Raw genomic sequence first — 19,054 nt, 5'->3', positions numbered from 1 at the left:
CGCCGAACGCTCTCGGGCTGCTCAGCAGGAATGACCAACCGAAGGTTCCCGCAGGACACCACCCAGGCTGGATGCATGACCGACCCGCTGACCGATCTCGACGCCGCCGCTCGCCTCATCCTCGACCGGCTCCCGGGCGAACTGCGCGTTGGCGCACCGCTGGGCATCGGCAAACCGCACCGGTTGATCAATGCGCTTTACGAGCATGTGGCCGCCGATCCTTCGCGCCCCTTGCAGCTGTACACGGCGCTGTCGTTGAACCCGCCCTCGCCCGGTAGCGGCCTGCAGGCACGCTTCGCCAAGCCGTTCCTGGCGCGTCACTTCGGCGGGGATTTCCCGCGCCTGGCCTACGTGGACGCGATGCTCCACGACGCACTGCCCGCGCACGTACAGGTGGAAGAGTTCTACATGCAGTCCGGCGCGCTGCTGCATTCACGCCAGGCCCAGAGCGCCTACACCAGCCTGAACTACACGATGGCCGCCGATGCGATCGCCGCGCGCGTGCCCAACCTGATCGTGCAGAAGGTCGCAGCTCAACCGGATGGCGCGCGCCTGTCGCTGTCGTGCAATACCGATATCACCCAGGACCTGCTCGATGCGATGCGCGTGCGCGGCCTGCCACGCCCCATGCTGGTGGCCGAGGTCGATCCGGAACTGCCGTGGATCGGCGGCAGCGCCACGGTCGAGCGCGACTTCTTCGATCTGGTGATCGTCCCGCCCGGCCCGCATCCGCACTTGTTCGGACTGCCGCGCCAACCGGTCGGCGACGTCGACTACGCGATCGGCCTGTACGCCAGCACGCTGGTGCGCGACGGCGGCACGCTGCAGATCGGTATCGGTGCGCTGGCCGATGCGCTCAGTCATGCGCTGGTGCTGCGCCACACCGACAACGCCACTTACCGGCGGGTATTGCGGGCGCTGGCGCCGGAGATCGAGCAGCATCCGGCGGTGCTCGAAAGCGGCGGCCTGGGCCCGTTCGAGATCGGGCTGTACGGCTGCAGCGAGATGCTCAACGAAGGCTTCAAGCGGCTGGTCGAAACCGGCGTGATCCGGCGCAAGGTGCACGACGATCCGGAGCTGATGCGACGCCTCGCCGAGGGCAGCGCGACGCCGGAAGATCAGGCGCGACTGGCCGCCGAGGGCGAGTACCTGCATGGCGCGTTCTACCTGGGCTCGCCGGACTTCTACCGCTGGCTGCGCGAGCTGGACGCAGCCACGCGCGGCGCGATCGGCATGCGCCGGATCAGCGCGATCAACCAGCTCTACGGCGGCCACGAAGCGCTGGAACGGCTGCAACGCCACGATGCGCGCTTCTTCAACACCTGCATGATGGCCACCGCGCTCGGCGCTGCGGTCTCCGATGGGCTGGAGGATGGACGCGTGGTATCCGGCGTCGGCGGCCAGTACAACTTCGTGGCGATGGCGCACGCTCTGGCCGACGCGCGCAGCGTGTTGATGTTCCGCGCCGTGCGCGACAGCGGCCCGCACAGCCAGTCCAACGTGCGCTGGAACTACGGCCACACCACCATCCCCCGCCACCTGCGCGACATCTATCTCAACGAATACGGTATCGCCGACCTGCGTGGCCGTACCGACGAGGACTGCGTGATCGCGATGAGCTCGATCTGCGACGCACGCTTCCAGTCCGACCTGCTCAAACAGGCACGTGCCGGCCACAAGTTGCGTCGAGATGTCCACGTGCCCGAGCAATGGCGCAGCAACACGCCTGAGCACCTGGCCGCCACGCTGGCGCCGTTCCGTGCCGACGGCACGCTGCCGGACTACCCGCTCGGCAGCGATTTCACTTCGGTCGAACAGCAACTGCTGCGCGCGCTCAGCTGGCTCAAACACGAGACAGGCACGCCCGCAGGCAAGCTGCGCACGATCCTCCGGGCGCTGGCCCCGGGGCGTGCTCGCGAAGGCGATCGCGCCGCCTTGCAACGCATGGCGCTGGAGCGTCCGCACGCTCTGGGTGAACGGTTCCAGGCACGGCTGCTGCGGCTCGCGCTTGCGCACGACACACCGCGATGAGTCAGTCAGCTGCGGTCAAGCCAATTCACGCCGACCACGCAGGCGACTTTGTCAGTGTGTGCGTATTGCCCATGGAGCGATCCGATGCATCTGTCCGCCTGCCTGCCACCGACATCACAGGTGTCGAAACCACCGCTGACCGATGCATCGATGCCCGCGGGTCCGCGGGAGTGATTCGATGAAGATCGTGCTGCCGGTGCTGGCGGGTCTGCTGATCGTGGCGGGCGGCTACTGGGCGATCCGCGCCGAGCGCAACGAACCCAGCCTGGCCGAGGCGATCGCCGCCGCCACCGCGCCGTTCCCGGCGCCGCCCGTCAACGGCTCCCATGCCGAAGCACAGCGTCCGGCCGATGCCGCGATACCGCAGTCGCTGCCGGTATCCGCAACGGCCGCGCCTGCGGTCGGCACGCTGCTGATCCCGGTACGCGGCGTCACCGCGGAACAATTGCAGGACACCTTCACCGACGAGCGCGCGGAAGGCCATATCCACGACGCCATCGACATCCTCGCGCCGGCCGGTACGCCGGTGCTGGCAGTGGCCGATGGCACCATCGAGAAGCTGTTCGACAGCCTGCGCGGCGGCCTGACGATCTACCAGTTCGGCGCGGGCGGCCAGTACTGCTACTACTACGCGCACCTGCAGCGCTACGCCGATGGGCTGAAGGAAAAGCAGGCCATCCATCGCGGCCAGGTGATCGGCTACGTCGGCAGCACCGGCCGCGTCGATACCGAAGCCGGTGGCGCACCACACCTGCATTTCGAGATCCATCGGCTCGGCCCGGAGCGGCACTGGTGGCAGGGCCAGGCGATCGATCCGTATCCGCTGCTGGCGCAGGCGCAGAACGCCGAATAGCGCACCTGCGCTATTCGGCGTGCAGGCGCACTTTGCGGGCGGCCGCCGCGGCAATCAGCAGCGGCACGCAGAACACACCGAACACCGCCACCAGCGGCCAATCCATGCCCAGTACCCAACCACCGATCAGCGGCCCGGCGAATGCGCCGATGCGCCCCAAGCCCATCGTCCAGCCGATACCGGTGGCGCGCATTTCTTCCGGATAGACCCGCGCGGCCAGCGGATACAGCGCGTTGAACCCACCCTGCAACGTTATGCCCATCACGCACGCCGCCAGCAGCGTAAAGCCCAGCGACATGCGCACCCCGCCGAACCACAGGAACGCGAACGCCGCCAGCACCAGAAACACGCAGGCCAGCTTGCGGATGTCGATGTGCGTGGCGGCGATGCTCATCGCGGTGACACCGATGAAGGCGCCGCCGTTGTAGACCGCGCTGGCGACGATCGCCTGCGTCTGCGGCAGGCCCGCCCCGATCGCCAGCTTGGTGATCCAGCTGGCGATGAAGTACAGCGCCATCACCGCGCAGATCGCCGCAACCCACAGCCGCAACGAGGCGCGCAGGCGGCCACCGCCGATCGCCTCACCGATGCTGTGACGATGGACATGCGCATGTGCCGGCCCCGAGCCGGGCAACAGCCACGCCACCAGCGGCAGCGCCAGCAACGACAACAGCCCGGCGCCCAGCAACACGCCATGCCAACCCACCACCGGCAATGCCCAGGCGGTGACGAAGCCGCTCAGCATCGCGCCGATCGGATAGCCGCCCTGCAGGATGCCGACCGCGAAATTGCGGTAGCGCGGCGGCGCATGTTCGGCCGCCAGCGCCGCGATGCAGGCCAGCACCGTGCCGATGCCGATCCCCACCAGCACGCGCAGGCCCACCAGTTGCCACACCGTGGCGGCGCGGCTGCTGGCGATCATCGCCGCCGACATCAGCGCCAGTGACAGCAACACCATCCGCTTGCGCCCGTAGCGATCGGCCAGCGGCGCCAGCACCAGTCCGCCCAGCGCCATGCCGGCCAGACCCGCACTGAACACGATCGAGAGTCCGGATGGCCCTACGCCCCACGCCTCTTGCAGACTCGGCGCGATGTAGGACATCAACATGATGTCCATGCCGTCGATCATATTGATCGCAAAGCAGACCATCACCGTGAACAAGGCGGTGCGCGACCAACGGGAAGCAGCGGTGTGCGGGAAGTGCGTGGTATCCACGTTCGTCATTCCGTAGGAGGGGCCGCCGTCACGACCGGCGGCACCGGTCGTGACGGTCATACGCTCAGAAGTCCGCACTGAAGCGCAGCCCGTACATGCGCGGCTGCGACACCGCGATCGTGGTCGCGTTGGCGATGCTGGCGCTGTAGGTGGCAACCTGCCCGATCATCTGCACGTCGTTCTCGATGTTGTTGACGAACGCCTGCACGTTCCACGACTTGCCGGCCGGGAACCAGGTCAGGCTGGCATCGCTGCGCGTGTACGCGTCCTGGGTCAACCGCACCGGCGTGGTGAAATCGCTGACCAGGTACTTGCTGCTGTACTTGGAATACAGACGCAGACGCAGTTCATCGCCCCGCGACAGCACGAAGGTGTGATTGAGCGCCACCGAGCCGACGAACTTCGGGGTCTTGTCGATCGCCTGACCGGACCAGTCCACGTCCTGGCTGATCCCGGCCATGAAGTCCTTGTACTCGGTGTGCTGCCAGGCAGCGGTCAGCGCGATGTTGGTGTTGGCGCTGATGTCGAAGGTGGCATCGTTCTCCCAGCCGTACATCTGCGCCGGCACCACCCGGGTGTAGATCACGTAGCTGCCGGCGATGTTGACCAGGCTGCTCACCTGCATCTTCGAGTAGTCGTAGTAGTACATCGCCGAGTTCAGCCGCACGCGGTCCCACAGCACTCCCTTGTAGCCGGCCTCGTAGGCGACCAGTTCTTCAGGCTCGTAGGCGGCGGTGGCGAGCGTGACCGGATCGTAATCGTTGAATCCGCCGGCCTTGTAGCCGGTGGCGATCGAGGCGTACCAGAGATCCGTGGCAGAGACCTGGTAGTTCAGGCCCAGCCGCCAGGTGAGCTTGCTGGCCTTCTGGTAGCCGTTGGCGGAACCGCCGATGCAGTCTTCCGGCGCGGTGCACACGCCGCCGTCCGCGTTGGGCCACGGCCCGGCGCCGGCGGCGAAGGTGCCGATGCGGCGCACTTCGTCGGAGGAATAGCGCAGACCGGTCACCAGTCCCCACTGATCGGTGAGGTGCAACGTGGTCTGGCCGAACACGCCGCGCGAGGTGTGCGTGGTGGTGTTGACCGGGTCGATGCCGTTGATGCTGCTTGCATAGGTCGGATCGGTGACCGGGGCATACCAGTTATGGTCGCTCTCCTTGATCTGCTCGCGGTAGTAGTTGATGCCGGCCACGTAGTCCAGCCGTGCCGGCTCGGTGTTGGACAGGCGCAGCTCGTGCGAATCCACGTTCACCGTGCCGCGATACTCGCCCCACCCGTACAACGACTGGAAGGCATCCGGCGCGCCCTGGTAGTTGGCGTCGGGATTGTTGTTCAAGCTGGTGAAGTTGTCGGCCTTGTAGTGATCGTGCGCACCGACCCAGGTCAGCGTGGTCGCGCCGAAGTCGTAGCTGACATCGCTGTTGAAGTTGATGAAATCCTCATCGATGTGCTCACGGAACGGGTTGGGCAGGATATGCAGCGTCGCCGAGCCACCCTTTTCCAGGTTGTCCACCACGGCCGTGCCCGGCCCCGTACCACCAACGTGGCCGCCGGTGGCACCCAGCAGCACGCGCAGTTGCTCATTGGGCTGCCACAGGTAGGTCAATCGCGCGGTGCGGTTCTTGGTGTCGTTCTTGGCCGCCTGCCCCTTGGCGGAGGTGTAATAGCCCTCCGATGCGGCACCATCGACCGGCTTCAGCCAGCCATCCTGATCGTTGCTGGCACCGGCAATGCGCAACGCCATGGTCTCGCCGATCGGCAGGTTGAAGCCGAACTCGCCGCGCCGCGTGTTGTAGTTGCCGGCTTCGAGCTGGACGTGGCCATCGGTCACGCCCAGCTCCGGCTTCTTGGTGATGATGTTGATCGCACCACCGGTCGAGCTCTTGCCGTACAGCGTGCCCTGCGGACCGCGCAGCACCTCGATATGGTCGATGTCGAAGAACGACAGGCCCTGGATCGATGGCCTGCCGATGAACACGCCATCGACATTGAAGGCGATGCCCTGCTCGCCCTTGGACGTGGTATCGGTGGTGGTCACGCCGCGGATCGCGACGTTGACGCCGAATACATCGCGACCGACGGTGACGCCCGGTGCGACCTGCTCGATGTCGCTGACGCTGTTGACGCCCAGCGTGCGCAGCTGTTCGCCCTCCAGCACCGAGATCGCCACCGGAATCTTGGACGGCGATTCGGCGCGCTTGGTGGCGGTAACCGTCACCTGATCGAGCGTGATCGGACTCTTGGCGGCCGTGGTAGTGGTAGTGGATGAAGCATCCTGCGCGTGCACGCCGGCGGCGTGCAGCATCGCCAGCGAAATGGCGCAGGTCAGAACGGACTTCGGAAACTTGGTCATGACACCCTCCCAGTGATGGACCGTCTTTTCGATGCGATGGAACGTGTTGAACGCGTGTCGGTTTGAATCGCTCGGTGAACGCCAGGCAGCACCCGGCCATCGGGCCGGATTGGCCCGCTTTGTTGCTTGCTTTGCTGTGGTTGTCGCTTAAGCGCGCTTGCGTGTTGTGCTCAGAGGGCGCCTCCCGTCGTGGGGAACACACGTCCTTCGAAAAGCTTCCGTGCGGTCCTCACCATCCCGGCGCCACGCACCTCGCCATCCGGGCCGAGATCGAGAAAAGCTTCCAGTTCACCGGTCGGGTGTTCGATCAGGAATCGCCCATCCGGCGGGCGCCGCGCGACGCTGGCGGCGGGCCCTTCCGGCAACAGGCTGGCGGTGGCCAGGCTGATCGCCGCGAACACGCCCACCGAGGTATGCACGCGCTGCGGAATGAAACTGCGCGAGTTCAGCACGCCGCCGTTGCGCGGTGGCGATACCAGCGCCACCTTCGGCGAAGACGCATGCGTCACGTCGCCGAGGTTCATCAGCGGCCCGGCCTGCAGCCGGATCGACTCCACCCGCGCCTTCAACGCGGTATCGGCTTCCAGCACTTCGGGCGCCTCCACGCCCGACAGCCCCAGATCCGAGGCGCGCACCACCACCACCGGCATGCCGTTGTCGATCAGCGTCACCTCCACGCCATCGATCACGTCCACCGCGTGGCTGCTGGGCAACAACGCGCCGCACATCGAACCGGCGATGCCCTGGAAGGTCAGCTGGATCGGGGCATGGGTACCGGGCACACCGGCGATCGCCGCATCGCCGCGATAACTGACACGTCCACCGGGCGTGGCAACCTGCGCCAGCGCAACCTCGCCGGTGTTGAGCATGTGCACGCGTACCGGCGTGGTGCCGTCGCGCGCCGGCACCAACCCGCGTTCGATCGCGGCGGCAGCGGCGGCGGCCAGCACGTTGCCGCACCCCTGTGCGGTGGAGACCAACGCGCGCTCGACGAACACCTGCAGGAACAGATAGTCCACGTCGGCATCGTCGCGCTGCGACGGCGACAGGATCGCCGCCTTCGAGGTCAGCGAGGTGCCGCCGCCGATGCCGTCGATCTGCAACGGGTCCGGGCTGCCCATCACCCGCAGCAGCAGCTCGTCGCGCTCGACCTCGTCCGCCGGCATGTCGGTAGCGAGGAAGCAGGCAGCCTTGGAAGTGCCGCCACGCATCCACAGACAGGGGATGCCGTCCTCATACATATTTCAGGCCCTTGGCCGCCAAGCTCGGGCGCATCTCGTAGATGTCCAAGCCCAGCTCGCCGGCAGCCAGGCGCTTGCGCTTGGCCTCCTCGTTGGTCATGCGCAGTTCGGCAGCGGCCAACACCTCGGCGGCCTCGTCCCGACGCACCACCACCACGCCGTCATCGTCGGCAACGATCACGTCGCCCGGTTCGATCCACGCACCGGCACAGACCACCGGCACGTTGACCGAGCCCAGCGTCTGCTTGACGGTGCCCTGCGCGAAGATCGCCTTTGACCACACCGGGAACTGCATCGCGGTCAGGTCGCGCACGTCGCGCACACCGGAATCCGCGATCAACCCGACACAGCCACGCGCCTGCGCCGAAGTCGCCAGCAGGTCGCCGAAGTAGCCGTCGTCGCAGGGCGAGGTCGGCGCCAGCACCAGGATGTCGCCCGGCTTCAGCTGCTCGATCGCCACGTGCAGCATCCAGTTGTCACCGGGTGGCGCGCTGATGGTCACCGCGCTGCCGGCGATCTGCGCACCGCCATAGACCGGCCGCAAGTACGCCGCCAGGCAGCCGCGCCGCCCCTGCGCCTCGTGCACGGTGGCCACGCCAGCGCGCGCCAGCCCCTGGATGATCGCCTGATCGGCACGCGCGAACTCGCGCACCACCACGCCGGCCCGATGCTGTCCCATGCTCACTTGCCCTTCTGCTTGAGTGCGCGATCCAGGCGCGGATACACCCGGCGTGCGTTGGTTTCGTAGATCTTGTGGCGGTCCGCGTCGGACAGGTTCGGCGTTGCGTCGATGTAGCGGCGCGTGTCGTCGTAGTGGTGGCCGGTCTCCGGATCGATACCGCGCACCGCGCCGATCATCTCCGAGGCGAACAACACGTTCTCGACCGGGATCACCCTGGTCAGCAGGTCGATGCCCGGCTGGTGATAGACGCAGGTGTCGAAGAAGATGTTGTTGAGCAGGTGCTCGCGCAGCAAGGGCTTTTTCATCTCCTGCGCCAGCCCGCGGAAGCGTCCCCAGTGGTACGGCACCGCACCGCCGCCGTGCGGAATGACGAACTTGAGCGTCGGGAAATCCTTGAACAGGTCCGAAGTCAGACACTGCATGAACGCGGTGGTGTCGGCGTTGAGGTAGTGCGCGCCGGTGGTGTGGAAACAGGCGTTGCACGAGGTCGATACGTGGATCATCGCCGGCAGCTCGTGCTCGACCATCGCCTCGTAGATCGGGTACCAGTAGCGGTCCGACAGCGGCGGCGAGGTCCAGTGACCACCGGACGGATCGGGATTGAGATTGATCGCGACAAACCTGTAATCACGCACGCACCTCTCGATCTCGGCCACGCAGCCGCGGGTATCCGCGCCGGGCGACTGCGGCAGCATCGCCGCGCCGATGAAGTGCTCCGGGAACAGCGTCGCCACGCGATGGCACAGCTCATTGCAGATCGCCGCCCAGCTCGCACTGGTGCGCGCATCGCCGATGTGATGCGCCATGAAGCTGGCGCGCGGCGAGAACACGGTGAGATCACAGCCACGCTCGCGCATCTTCGCCAGCTGGTTGCTCTCGATGCTCTCGCGCAGTTCGTCGTCGCCGATGTGCAGCTCGGAGACGGCCGGCGCCAGCGCCGGATCGGCCAGCCCGGCGATCTGCCGGTTACGCCAGTCCTCCAACGCTTTCGGCGCGGTGGTGTAGTGCCCGTGGATGTCGATGATCATGGGGTTCCTTGCTCGCGCTCAGTGGTCCGCGCTGTCCCAGGCAAGACCCTGCTTGGCGTCCGTACCGGCCACCGAATACAGCGCCTTGGTATTGCGGGTGGCCTGGAATTCCTCCAGCGTCTGCCCGCGCATCGCCGCGTAGATGTGCAGGTTGGACACCCCGATCACCGCGCCGAGCTTTTCCAGCATGAAGAAGATCACGCCGTAGCGGATCATCCCGTCCCAGTCGCGACGCCGCACCAGATCCTTCTCTTCCTCGCTCAGCCCGGCCGCGTCGAAGCTCTGCTCCGGCGCTTCCAGAAAGCGGCGGCGATGCGCCGGTTCGATCATCGCGTGCAGGAATTGGTTGAGCCGGTAGGCGCGCACGCTGACCTCCAGCGTGAATGGATGCGTGCCTTCGATGTGCTCGATCCCGGCCAGCTCGCGACCGATGTGGTCGCGATGGCGCTCGGCGGTATCGACCGGCACCGGCGCATCGAGATTCTCGTAGATCGCGGTGCAGATGCCGGTCATCGACGGCAGGTAGTACGCCTGATGCAGCTTGCGCACGTTCGCCGACAGCGCGCCACGCATGATCAGCCACATGATCACTTCCGAGCCCTCGAACCCGCCCAGCTCGGCGTACTCGGCCAGGCGCAGCTCGGCCAGCTTCTCCGGATCGTTCTCGAACAGATCCAGGAACTGGTGGTCCCAGGCCACGTTGTTGTAGCCGGCACGCGCGCCGTGCACCTGATGCGACAAGCCGCCGGTGGCAAGGATCGCCACCTTGCTGTCCTCCGGATAGCTCTCGATCGCGCGCCGCAGCGCCTTGCCCAGGTGGTAGCAGCGCCGCGCCGACGGGATCGGAAACTGCAGCACGCCCACCAGCAGCGGCACGATCGAGATCGGCCACTGCCCGTCCTGTATGTCAAACAGCGCCGACATCGGCGAGAAGCAGCCATGGTCCAGCGGTTTCTTCTGGAAAAACGCCATGTCGAACTCGTCAGCCACCAGCGAGGCACCGATATGCCGCGCCAGCGCCGAGTCGCCCTTCAGCGGCGGCAGATCGCGCGCGCCGCCACCTTCATCGGCCGGCCGGTACTCGCTGTCGATGCCGAGCGCGAACGCCGAGTAGTGGTCGAAGAAGAACGAGGTGACGTGGTCGTTGCAGATCACCACCAGCGCGTCCGGCTTGTTCTCATCCAGCCAGTGCCGGACCGGATCGAACGCCTCGAAGATCGGCTTCCAGACCGGATCGTTGCGCTTGTCGCCATCGACCGCAAAGCCAATGGTCGGCGTGTGTGAACACGCGATACCCCCGATGATCCTGGCCATGACTCCCCACCGTGATGCCTTCAGACGATGCGCATCATGCTGTGCCGCCTCTCGGCGCTTGCCAATTCAAATGTGCTGCCGACCTCATAAGATTGTGCTATTCAAAGCCGGCTCCATGCGTCCTCCCCTGATCCACCTGCGGCATGAATCGCCAGGAAAATAAGCCCATTTGACGCCAACTCCGCATTTCGTTCCTGCTGTTGCGTCGCAACACAGGAGGTGCTCCGAAAGCGCCACGGACTGATCCGGCAATGGGGGCTCCGTTCGTCATGGATGGCGAACTGCGGGAGGGATTTCAGTCCCGACGCTGTGCCGGTAAAGCCCGTCGGGACTGAAGTCCCTCCCACAGAAGTCCCTCCCACAAAAAAGGCGAGCGCGCCTGCAACAGAACGGCTTCAAGGCAAATCGTCCACACCGAACATGGCCAAATGAAATCCAACCTCCGTCACCTGCGCATCTTTCTTGCAGTCGCCGACACCGGATCGATCACCCGCGCCGCCGAGAGTTGCCACGTCTCGCAGCCGGCGGTGACCCAGGTGATCGGAAAGCTCGAACGGCTTGCCCGGCAGCCGCTGTTCCTGCGGCGCACACAAGGGCTGTTTCTGACGGCCGCCGGCGATGTACTCGCACGCCGCGTGCGCCGCACCTTCAGCCAGTTGTATCCACCGCTGGACTCGTTGTCGGCGCGGCTGCGCATCATCGTCACCAGCCCACAGCTGCAGGCGCTGATCGCGATGTGCGAGGCCGAGAACTTCACGCTCGCGGCCAAGCGCATGGGGCTGGCGCAACCGACCGTGCACCGCGCCGTGTCGCAACTGGAGGAAGCCGCCAACCGCTCGCTGTTCGAACGCACCCCGCACGGCATGATCGCCACACGGCCGGCGCTGGCGCTGGCGCAGGGCGCGCGTCTGGCCTTCGCCGAACTGGAACAGGCCGAAGCCGAGCTGGCCGCACTGCTCGGCCAGGAGGTCGGGCGGATCGTGATCGGTGCGATGCCGCTGTCGCGCTCGTCGCTGTTGCCTCAGGCGATCGCGCATTTCCGCGAGCGCTATCCAGCACTGCCGATCCGCACCGTGGAAGGCCCCTACGAGGATCTGCTCAACAACCTGCGACGGGGCGAACTGGACCTGCTGATCGGCGCACTGCGCGAGCCGGCGCCGATCGCCGACGTGGAACAGCAGCACCTGCTGGACGATCCGCTGGTGATGGTCGCCCGCCCCGCGCATCGGCTGGCGCGGGCCAAGAACCTGACGCTCACCGAGCTGGCCCGCTACCCGATCGTGGTCGCGCCACCCGGCACGCCGACGCGGCAGGCATTCGACCGGCTGTTCGCAGGCGCCGGTTCGCAGCCGGTCAGCCTGGTCGAAACCGGCTCGATGATCCTGATGCGCGAACTGCTGCGCGTCACCGACCACGTCGGCTGCATATCCGCCACGCAGGTGGCCGGCGAGGTGAGCCTCGGTGCGCTGTGCGTATTGCCGATCCCGCTGCCGCACACCCGCCGGCCGATCGGCCTGACCGTGCGCCGCGACTGGATTCCCACCGCCGCACAGCGCGATTTCCTGGATCACCTTCGCGCCGCCGCGACCGCGCAGGTATACCTTGCGTGATCGCCACGATAGCCAGGGCTTATGCCGTATCCGGCGATTCAAATGGCTTGACGCAGTGCGTCTGTGATCGGATGACCCTCCCGGGAGGGCCGGCACGCGCCGGAACCAGACACCAATGCTTTCCGTCCTGCGGGCGGAAAGCGCCTTTCAGTACGTTCGGTACATCAGGAGGCGGTATGGGCAAGATTCCAGAACACGGCGGCTGGCGATGGGCGACATTCGCCGCGACGCCGCTGATCCTCGCGGCGCTGCTGGCCGGCTGCGGAAAACCGCACACCGACACCGCCGCCCACGCAGCGACCGCCGACACCGGCGGCTCGGCCAGCACCGGCAAGCCGTTGCCCGCGATCGCGCCCACGCAGGCGTGCGATGGCTTGTCGACCACCGATCTGGCCGACATCGGCGGCGCCGGCAGCAAGATCGCCTCGGCCAGCGAGACCACCGAGGATGGCCACCGCGTCTGCCGCGTGCAGGCCACGCTGCCGCCGGCGATCAACATCGAGGTGCGGCTGCCGCTGCAAGGCTGGACCCAGCGCTATCTGCAGCTCGGCTGTGGCGGGCTGTGCGGCAGCATCCAGATGCAGGCGGGCGCGGCGGATGGCTGCGCGCCGTTGCAGGCCGGCAGCTTCGTGACCGCCGCCACCGACATGGGCCACCAGGGCATGGGCGGCGATTTCGGTTATGACCCGCGCAAGCGAGCGGATTTCGCCTACCGCGCCCAACACCTCACCGCGCTGACCGCCAAGAAGCTGATCAAGGCGTTCTACGGCCAGAAGGAAGCCTATGCCTACTTCGACGGCTGCTCGGATGGCGGCCGCGAGGCATTGATCGAGGCGCAGCGCTATCCACAGGATTTCAACGGCATCATCGCCGGTGCGCCCGCACTGATCTTCCAGGTACAGAACAGCCTGCATCACGGCTGGCTGGCGGTCTCCAACACCGGTGCCGATGGCAAGCCGATCCTGCTCGCCGATCGTCTGCCGCTGCTGCACGCGGCGGTGCTGGACGCCTGCGATGCGCAGGACGGCGAAAAGGACGGCCTGATCGCCGAACCGCGTCTGTGCCACTTCGATCCGGGCACGCTGCAATGTGCTGCCGGCACGAGCGATACCGCCAAGTGCCTGACCGCTGCCGAAGTGACGACGGTGCGCAAGATCTACGAAGGTCCGCACGACCCGACCACCGGTGAACGATTGCTGGTGGGCGGCCCGCAATACGGCAGCGAGTTGAACTGGGCTGGCGTGTTCGTCCCCGCCGACGCACAGCAGGGCATCTTCAGCCGCATGATCGCGCTCGGCGCGCTCAACGGCCTGATCTTCGACAACGATGCCAGGAACGTCACCCTCGATGATCTCAAGTTCGAAACCGCCACCTACGACAAGCTGCGGCCGCGTCATCCGCTGTTCGATGCGACCAACCCGGACCTGTCGGCGTTCGAGGCGGCCGGCGGCAAGCTGATCCTCTGGCACGGCTGGGGTGACCAGCACATCTCGCCGATCAACACCGTCGCCTATCACGAGGCGGTGCAGAAGCAGATGGGCGAGGCCAGCGCGAAGGGTTTCGAGCGGCTGTACCTGTTCCCCGGCGTGGCGCATTGCGGCGGCGGGCAAGGACCCTCGAGCTTCGACCTGTTGTCGCCGATGCTGGACTGGGTCGAACGCGGCGTCGCGCCGGATGCGGTGGTCGCACGCGCCGCCACGGAATCATCGGCGTTCGGCCAGCCACCGGGCGCCGCTGGAAAGCCCAAGGACGGCCCGCCACCGTCTGCTGGTGCGAAACCGGAAGGCGCGCCATCGCTTCCGGAAGGTGCCAAGCCGCCGGCGAACGCCACTGCCGCAGCCAGCGCTGCCGGCGCGGATACGGCTGACACCGCTGCCACCATCCCGCCACGCCTGATCTGCCCCTATCCGTCGCTTGCCAAGCCCGCAGCCAAGGGCACCGGCACGCTCGGCACCGATCAGATCTGCGGCCCGGCGCTCTACACCAGCAACGTGCCGGACTGGGCAGGCAAGGACTTCTTCCAGCCCTACAAGCCGCGCGAGCAATGAGTACCCGCGTGTCGCGTCGATGATGGCGCGGCATGTGGAATCGATAACGAAGAGGCCGGCGATTGCCGGCCTTTTTCATGGTTCCCGTCGGAAGTCGCTGGGTCCCCGCCTCCGCGGGGACGACGGATTGCCGGGATGGCGTCGCACCACTCACCGCCCCTGGCGCTTCAGCGCACCGCAGCGGCGCTTCCCCACACCTCGTCAGGGCAATGGATCAGACCATCGCCATAAACCACATGCCGGGCTCGATCCTTGGCCAGGAACGTCGGCCCATCCAGATCGCGCAGATCGCAGCGTTGACCCAGCACGAACGCCGGCGCCTGCGACCAGCTGGTACCGGTCATGTTGCCGACCATCACGCCAAACCCCATGCGTCGCGCCAGACGCTCCATCGCCAGCGCGTGGGTCAGCCCGCCGCATTTGTCGAGCTTGATGTTGATGATGTCGACCAGGCCGACTAGCGATTCCAGGTCATCGCTGTCCTGCACGCTCTCGTCCGCGGCGATCGGGATCGCCCGGTCCATCTGTGCCAGCTCATGGTCTTGGCCGATGGCGAAGGGCTGCTCGATCAGCGCGACCCGGCAGTCGTGCAACGTCGGCATGATCGCTTCCAACGAGCCCGGCGTGAAACCGCGATTGCCGTCCACGCCGATCCAGGCATTGGGCCGCGCCGCGCGTACCGCCGCAACCCGCTCGCGATCTTCCTCGTCGCCGGACAGCTTGAGCTTGATCGCATGCGCATGGCGCATCGCGCTCGCCTTGGCCGCCATCGCCGCGGCGGTATCGATGCCGATGGTGAACACCGTCGGCAGCGGATCGGCCCGTTCCAGCCCCGCCAGTCGCCAGACCGGGATGCCGGTTCTGGCGGCTTCCAGTTCCCACAGCGCCGCATCGAGCGCATTGCGGGCGCCACCGGCCGGGAGCAGGTGCTGCAAGGTCGCGCGGTCGATCCCGTCCTCGATCACCTGCGCGACCTCGCTCACCTGACGCACGATGTTGGCCGCACCGTCGCCGCGGTAATAGACGCCGCATGCCTCGCCGCGGCCACGCGCGCCACCGTCTTCCAACTCGACCACCGCCAGTTCGGCGTGGGTGAATGTCTCGCCGGAAATGCGGAAGGGCTCGGCCATTTCCCACTGTTCGGCACGTACGCTCAATTTCATCGGGTCACCTCCTGAGCGGTGAAGGTGACCGCAGTCCGCCGCCGGCACTTAGCAGATACGCCGTCCATTTCGCCAATCCGCACGCCGCATTGCTAAGCGACCGGGTGCGATCGCGGCTTAGCTGTCGCCATGAGCCCTACGACGCCACTTTCCTCTTCCGGTCCGACCACCTCGCGCGGAGTCCAACCATGAGCGACCGCTTCGGACCCCGTTCACCCGATGACATCCGTGCGCTGATCGACGCCTTCCCGCTGGCCTGGATCATCAGCACCGACGCCTCCGGCGAAGTTCTGTCCAGCCAGCTGCCGCTGCTGCCGCTGCCCGAGGCGGACGGCCATATCGGCGGCCTGCTCGGACACATCCCCCGCTCCAACCCCTTGGTCGCCCGGCTGCGCGAGCAGCCCCGGGTCGCGATCCTGTTCCAGGGCCCGGATGCCTATGCCTCACCGAGCTGGTACGCCAACCGCGATTCCGCACCGACCTGGCTGTTCGCCAACGTCACCCTCACCGCCGACATCGCCCTGCACGAAGAGCTGACCGACCACTCGCTCGAACAGCTGGTGGAGCGGATGGAACACGACCGTCCCGAGCGCTGGAACCTCGCCGAGATCGGCCACCGCTACCACCTGCTGCAGCGCCATGTGATCGCCTTTATCGCCACGATCCACAACACCAAAGCCCGCTTCAAACTGGCCCAGGACGAGCCGCCGGACGTGGTGCGGAACACCATGGCCGCGCTCGGTTCGCATGCAATCGTCGATTGGCTGCGAGCCTTCAACCACGAGCGTCTGGAGTGAGACCATGCCCGACCTGATCATCCGCGGCGCGCAGATCATCGACGGCACCGGGCAACCGGGATTCGAGGCGGATCTCGCGATCGAGGGTGATCGCATCGTCGCGCTCGGCAAGCTCACCGGCCTGTCGGCGCGCGAGGAAATAGACGCCACCGGATTGACCCTCGCGCCGGGCTTCATCGACGCGCATACCCACGACGACCGGGCGATCCTGCAAGGCGCCGACAGCATGCTGTGCAAGCTCTCGCAGGGCATCACCACGGTGGTCACCGGCAATTGCGGCATCAGCCTGGCGCCGGTCGCGTTCCACTCGCGTCCGCCGGCACCGCTGGATCTGCTCGGCGACGAACGCTGGTGGACCTTCGACAGTTTCGCCGCCTATGCCGAACGCCTCACCGCACAGCCGCCGGCCGTCAATGCGCTCGCGCTGATAGGCCACATGCCGCTGCGTTGGGAGGCGATGGGCGGCGACACCGCGCGCGAAGCCAGCACCACCGAGATCGAACGCATGAAAGCGCGGCTGGAACAGGCGCTGGAACAAGGCGCCTCCGGTTTCTCGACCGGGCTCTGGTACGTGCCCAACCGCGATGCGTCCACCAACGAAGTCATCGAACTGGCGCGTTGCCTGCCCGCGCACGACGGCATCTACACCACCCACATGCGCGACGAAGGCGACGCGGTCGAGCAGGCCGTGGGCGAAGCACTGGCGACCGGACGCAATGCATCCGCGCCCGTCGTCATCAGCCACCACAAATGCACCGCGCCAGAGAACTTCGGCAAATCACACGCCACCCTGGCGATGATCGAAGCGGCCACTGCCGACATCGACGTCGCGCTCGACGTATATCCCTACTCGGCATCGAGCACGACGCTGCGCCCGGATCTGGTACGCCCGGACATCCGCACCCGGATCAGCTGGTCCACACCGTATCCCGAATACGCCGGCCGCGACCTGGCCGACATCGCCGCCGAATGGAACCTGCCGCTCGCCGAAACCGCTCGCCGCCTGCTGCCGGCCGGCGCGGTGTACTTCTCGATGGATGAGAACGAAGTACAACGGATCCTGCGCCACCGCCTGGCGATGGTCGGCAGCGACGGCCTGCCGCACGACGAACGTCCTCATCCCCGGCTGTGGGGCGCGTTCCCGCGCGTGCTCGGCCACTACGCACGCGACGTCGGCCTGTTCGACCTCGCCACCGCCGTGCACAAGATGACCGGGCTGACCGCCGCCACCTTCGGCATGGCCGGGCGCGGCGTGCTGCGCGAAGGCGCCTACGCCGACCTGACCCTGTTCGATGCGAACCGCATCATCGACCGCGCCGACCACGAGCAACCGACGCAACTGTCCGACGGCATCGTCTCGGTCTGGGTCAACGGCCGCCTCACCTATCGCGAGGGCCACGGCGTCACCGGCGAGTGCGCCGGCCGCCTGATCAGGCGTTCGGGTCTTCGCCAACGCGCTTGATGTCGGCCGCCACATGGCGGGCGGCAAGCGCGTAGAACACGATCGACACCAGCGACGCCAACGCGCCGGCGATCATCGCGTAGCGCAACGAATCCTGGCCGAGCACCGGCCGCAGCAGGTCGCTGGCCACGCCGATCAACTGCGGCCCCAGGCCCAGACCGATCATGTTGCCGACGAACAGCTGGATCGCCGCGGCACGCGCACGCATCTTGCCGGGCGAGAGCGTCTGGATCGCCGCGATGCACGGGCCGATGAAGGCGGCACTGAGCGACAACGGCACCACCGCCGCGAGAACGGCCACCAGCCGGCTATCGGACAGGAAGAACGGATACCAGAACGGCATCGACACCAGTGCCGCGATCGCCGGCACATACAGGCTCCAGCGCATGCCGTGGCGACGGCTCAGGCGATCGGCGATCCGCCCCGAGAAATACGTGCCCAGACCGCCGCCCAGCCCCACGATCAGCGCGAAGCTCAGCCCGACCTCGGTGGTGGTCATGCCGTGCGAGCGCACCAGGAACGCCGGCACGAACGAGGCAATCCCGTAACCGGAGAACGCACTCATCGAGGTGCCCAGCACGATGTACTTGTACGAACGCTGCCGCCACAGGAACGCGATGCAGTCGCGCGTACTCACTTCTTCCGCGGCGGCACCCGACACACCCGTGCGCGCAGGTTCGCGCAGCCACAGCCATGCAATCACCGCCAGCACCAGACCCGGGAAGCTGGCCGCGATGAACGCGGCACGCCAGCCATAATGATCGGCGATCCAGCCACCGGCGAAGAACGCGATCATCAAGCCGATGTTCGAACCGATCGCATAGGTCGATTGCGCAGTCGCACGTTCGCGCGGCGCATACAGGTCGGAAATGATCGATTGCGAAGCCGGCCCGGTACCCGCCTCGCCCACGCCGACCAGCACACGCGCCGCCACCAGCTGCCAGAACTGCAACACCAGGCTGCAGACCAGCGTCATCAGGCTGAAGAACGCCAGCGCGACGGCCACGATGCGCGCACGATGGGTGCGGTCCGCCGCGATCGCGATCGGAATGCCGACCGTGGCGTAGAACAACGCGAAAGCCGGGCCCACCAGCAATCCCAGCAGCGAATCGGACACCGCGAATTCGAGCTTGATGTGCTCCAGCACGATCGCCACGATCTGCCGGTCGACGTAGTTGACCGCATAGATCGAGCTGAGCAGCACGACGATCATGCCGCGCGACAGGCCCTTGCCCGCTGCCGAGGTGGAAGTGCTCACG

14 protein-coding genes are annotated in these 19,054 nt (G+C 66.7%); 6 read left to right on the top strand and 8 right to left on the bottom strand.

Translation table 11 applies throughout. From position 1 onward, the window contains the following. The first annotated feature begins 75 nt into the window (after positions 1 to 75). Both AC3WJE_RS04665 and AC3WJE_RS04660 read left to right on the top strand, forming a co-directional pair. Positions 76 to 2,031, top strand: coding sequence for an acetyl-CoA hydrolase/transferase C-terminal domain-containing protein (locus AC3WJE_RS04665; RefSeq protein WP_493729611.1), 1,956 nt, complete (start codon positions 76 to 78; stop codon positions 2,029 to 2,031). Between the two features lie 178 nt (positions 2,032 to 2,209). Further along, positions 2,210 to 2,884 (top strand): M23 family metallopeptidase, encoded by a 675-nt coding sequence (locus tag AC3WJE_RS04660; RefSeq protein ID WP_493729610.1) that lies wholly within the window; start codon positions 2,210 to 2,212, stop codon positions 2,882 to 2,884. 10 nt (positions 2,885 to 2,894) lie between these two features. On the opposite strand, the gene AC3WJE_RS04655 is transcribed toward AC3WJE_RS04660, so the two are convergent. From AC3WJE_RS04655 to AC3WJE_RS04630, 6 genes are all read right to left on the bottom strand, one after another. Beyond that, positions 2,895 to 4,160 (bottom strand): MFS transporter, encoded by a 1,266-nt coding sequence (locus tag AC3WJE_RS04655; protein ID WP_493729609.1) that lies wholly within the window; start codon positions 4,158 to 4,160, stop codon positions 2,895 to 2,897. Between the two features lie 4 nt (positions 4,161 to 4,164). Next, positions 4,165 to 6,450: a TonB-dependent receptor gene (locus tag AC3WJE_RS04650; RefSeq protein WP_493729608.1), complete on the bottom strand. Its 2,286-nt coding sequence runs from the start codon at positions 6,448 to 6,450 to the stop codon at positions 4,165 to 4,167. Positions 6,451 to 6,620: 170 nt separating this feature from the next. Continuing rightward, entirely contained in the window at positions 6,621 to 7,691 is a 1,071-nt protein-coding gene (locus tag AC3WJE_RS04645) for a 4-oxalomesaconate tautomerase (protein ID WP_493729607.1), read from the bottom strand. Continuing rightward, on the bottom strand, positions 7,684 to 8,370 hold the full coding sequence (locus AC3WJE_RS04640; RefSeq protein WP_493729626.1) for a 4-carboxy-4-hydroxy-2-oxoadipate aldolase/oxaloacetate decarboxylase: 687 nt from the start codon (positions 8,368 to 8,370) through the stop codon (positions 7,684 to 7,686). Before AC3WJE_RS04640 ends, AC3WJE_RS04645 begins: the two co-directional genes overlap by 8 nt. 2 nt (positions 8,371 to 8,372) lie before the next feature. Continuing rightward, complete coding sequence (locus AC3WJE_RS04635; RefSeq protein ID WP_493729606.1) at positions 8,373 to 9,401, bottom strand: amidohydrolase family protein; 1,029 nt, start codon at positions 9,399 to 9,401, stop codon at positions 8,373 to 8,375. Between the two features lie 18 nt (positions 9,402 to 9,419). Next, complete coding sequence (locus tag AC3WJE_RS04630) at positions 9,420 to 10,715, bottom strand: gallate dioxygenase (RefSeq protein ID WP_493729605.1); 1,296 nt, start codon at positions 10,713 to 10,715, stop codon at positions 9,420 to 9,422. A gap of 428 nt (positions 10,716 to 11,143) precedes the next feature. Here AC3WJE_RS04630 and AC3WJE_RS04625 point away from each other — a divergent pair, with 428 nt between their 5' ends. Continuing rightward, the gene (locus AC3WJE_RS04625) at positions 11,144 to 12,325 is read left to right on the top strand and encodes a LysR family transcriptional regulator (protein ID WP_493729604.1); all 1,182 of its coding nucleotides are present in this window, start codon (positions 11,144 to 11,146) and stop codon (positions 12,323 to 12,325) included. A 176-nt stretch (positions 12,326 to 12,501) separates the two neighbouring features. Beyond that, positions 12,502 to 14,373 (top strand): tannase/feruloyl esterase family alpha/beta hydrolase, encoded by a 1,872-nt coding sequence (locus AC3WJE_RS04620; RefSeq protein ID WP_493729603.1) that lies wholly within the window; start codon positions 12,502 to 12,504, stop codon positions 14,371 to 14,373. A gap of 167 nt (positions 14,374 to 14,540) precedes the next feature. Here the strand turns inward: AC3WJE_RS04620 and AC3WJE_RS04615 are convergent, their stop codons facing one another. Then, the gene (locus AC3WJE_RS04615; RefSeq protein WP_493729602.1) at positions 14,541 to 15,536 is read right to left on the bottom strand and encodes a dipeptide epimerase; all 996 of its coding nucleotides are present in this window, start codon (positions 15,534 to 15,536) and stop codon (positions 14,541 to 14,543) included. A 188-nt stretch (positions 15,537 to 15,724) separates the two neighbouring features. On the opposite strand from AC3WJE_RS04615, the gene AC3WJE_RS04610 reads away from it, so the two are divergent. Both AC3WJE_RS04610 and AC3WJE_RS04605 read left to right on the top strand, forming a co-directional pair. Next, on the top strand, positions 15,725 to 16,333 hold the full coding sequence (locus AC3WJE_RS04610; RefSeq protein ID WP_493729601.1) for an FMN-binding negative transcriptional regulator: 609 nt from the start codon (positions 15,725 to 15,727) through the stop codon (positions 16,331 to 16,333). 4 nt (positions 16,334 to 16,337) lie between these two features. Continuing rightward, complete coding sequence (locus tag AC3WJE_RS04605; protein ID WP_493729600.1) at positions 16,338 to 17,795, top strand: N-acyl-D-amino-acid deacylase family protein; 1,458 nt, start codon at positions 16,338 to 16,340, stop codon at positions 17,793 to 17,795. Here the strand turns inward: AC3WJE_RS04605 and AC3WJE_RS04600 are convergent. Beyond that, positions 17,764 to 19,053: a spinster family MFS transporter gene (locus tag AC3WJE_RS04600; RefSeq protein ID WP_493729599.1), complete on the bottom strand. Its 1,290-nt coding sequence runs from the start codon at positions 19,051 to 19,053 to the stop codon at positions 17,764 to 17,766. The genes AC3WJE_RS04605 and AC3WJE_RS04600 overlap by 32 nt on opposite strands. Position 19,054: the final 1 nt, after the last annotated feature.

This window comes from Pseudomonas sp. GW821-FHT07E12 (assembly GCF_058986605.1).
This window is presented reverse-complemented; position numbering and strand designations above follow the sequence as displayed.

Coding starts and splice junctions, on each gene's coding strand:
- AC3WJE_RS04615 (WP_493729602.1), bottom strand. CDS start 15,536: ATGAAATTGAGCGTACGTGCCGAACAGTGGGAAATGGCCGAGCCCTTC.
- AC3WJE_RS04620 (WP_493729603.1), top strand. CDS start 12,502: ATGGGCAAGATTCCAGAACACGGCGGCTGGCGATGGGCGACATTCGCC.
- AC3WJE_RS04635 (WP_493729606.1), bottom strand. CDS start 9,401: ATGATCATCGACATCCACGGGCACTACACCACCGCGCCGAAAGCGTTG.
- AC3WJE_RS04650 (WP_493729608.1), bottom strand. CDS start 6,450: ATGACCAAGTTTCCGAAGTCCGTTCTGACCTGCGCCATTTCGCTGGCG.
- AC3WJE_RS04665 (WP_493729611.1), top strand. CDS start 76: ATGACCGACCCGCTGACCGATCTCGACGCCGCCGCTCGCCTCATCCTC.
- AC3WJE_RS04605 (WP_493729600.1), top strand. CDS start 16,338: ATGCCCGACCTGATCATCCGCGGCGCGCAGATCATCGACGGCACCGGG.
- AC3WJE_RS04640 (WP_493729626.1), bottom strand. CDS start 8,370: ATGGGACAGCATCGGGCCGGCGTGGTGGTGCGCGAGTTCGCGCGTGCC.
- AC3WJE_RS04625 (WP_493729604.1), top strand. CDS start 11,144: ATGAAATCCAACCTCCGTCACCTGCGCATCTTTCTTGCAGTCGCCGAC.
- AC3WJE_RS04610 (WP_493729601.1), top strand. CDS start 15,725: ATGAGCGACCGCTTCGGACCCCGTTCACCCGATGACATCCGTGCGCTG.
- AC3WJE_RS04645 (WP_493729607.1), bottom strand. CDS start 7,691: ATGTATGAGGACGGCATCCCCTGTCTGTGGATGCGTGGCGGCACTTCC.
- AC3WJE_RS04630 (WP_493729605.1), bottom strand. CDS start 10,715: ATGGCCAGGATCATCGGGGGTATCGCGTGTTCACACACGCCGACCATT.
- AC3WJE_RS04660 (WP_493729610.1), top strand. CDS start 2,210: ATGAAGATCGTGCTGCCGGTGCTGGCGGGTCTGCTGATCGTGGCGGGC.
- AC3WJE_RS04655 (WP_493729609.1), bottom strand. CDS start 4,160: ATGACCGTCACGACCGGTGCCGCCGGTCGTGACGGCGGCCCCTCCTAC.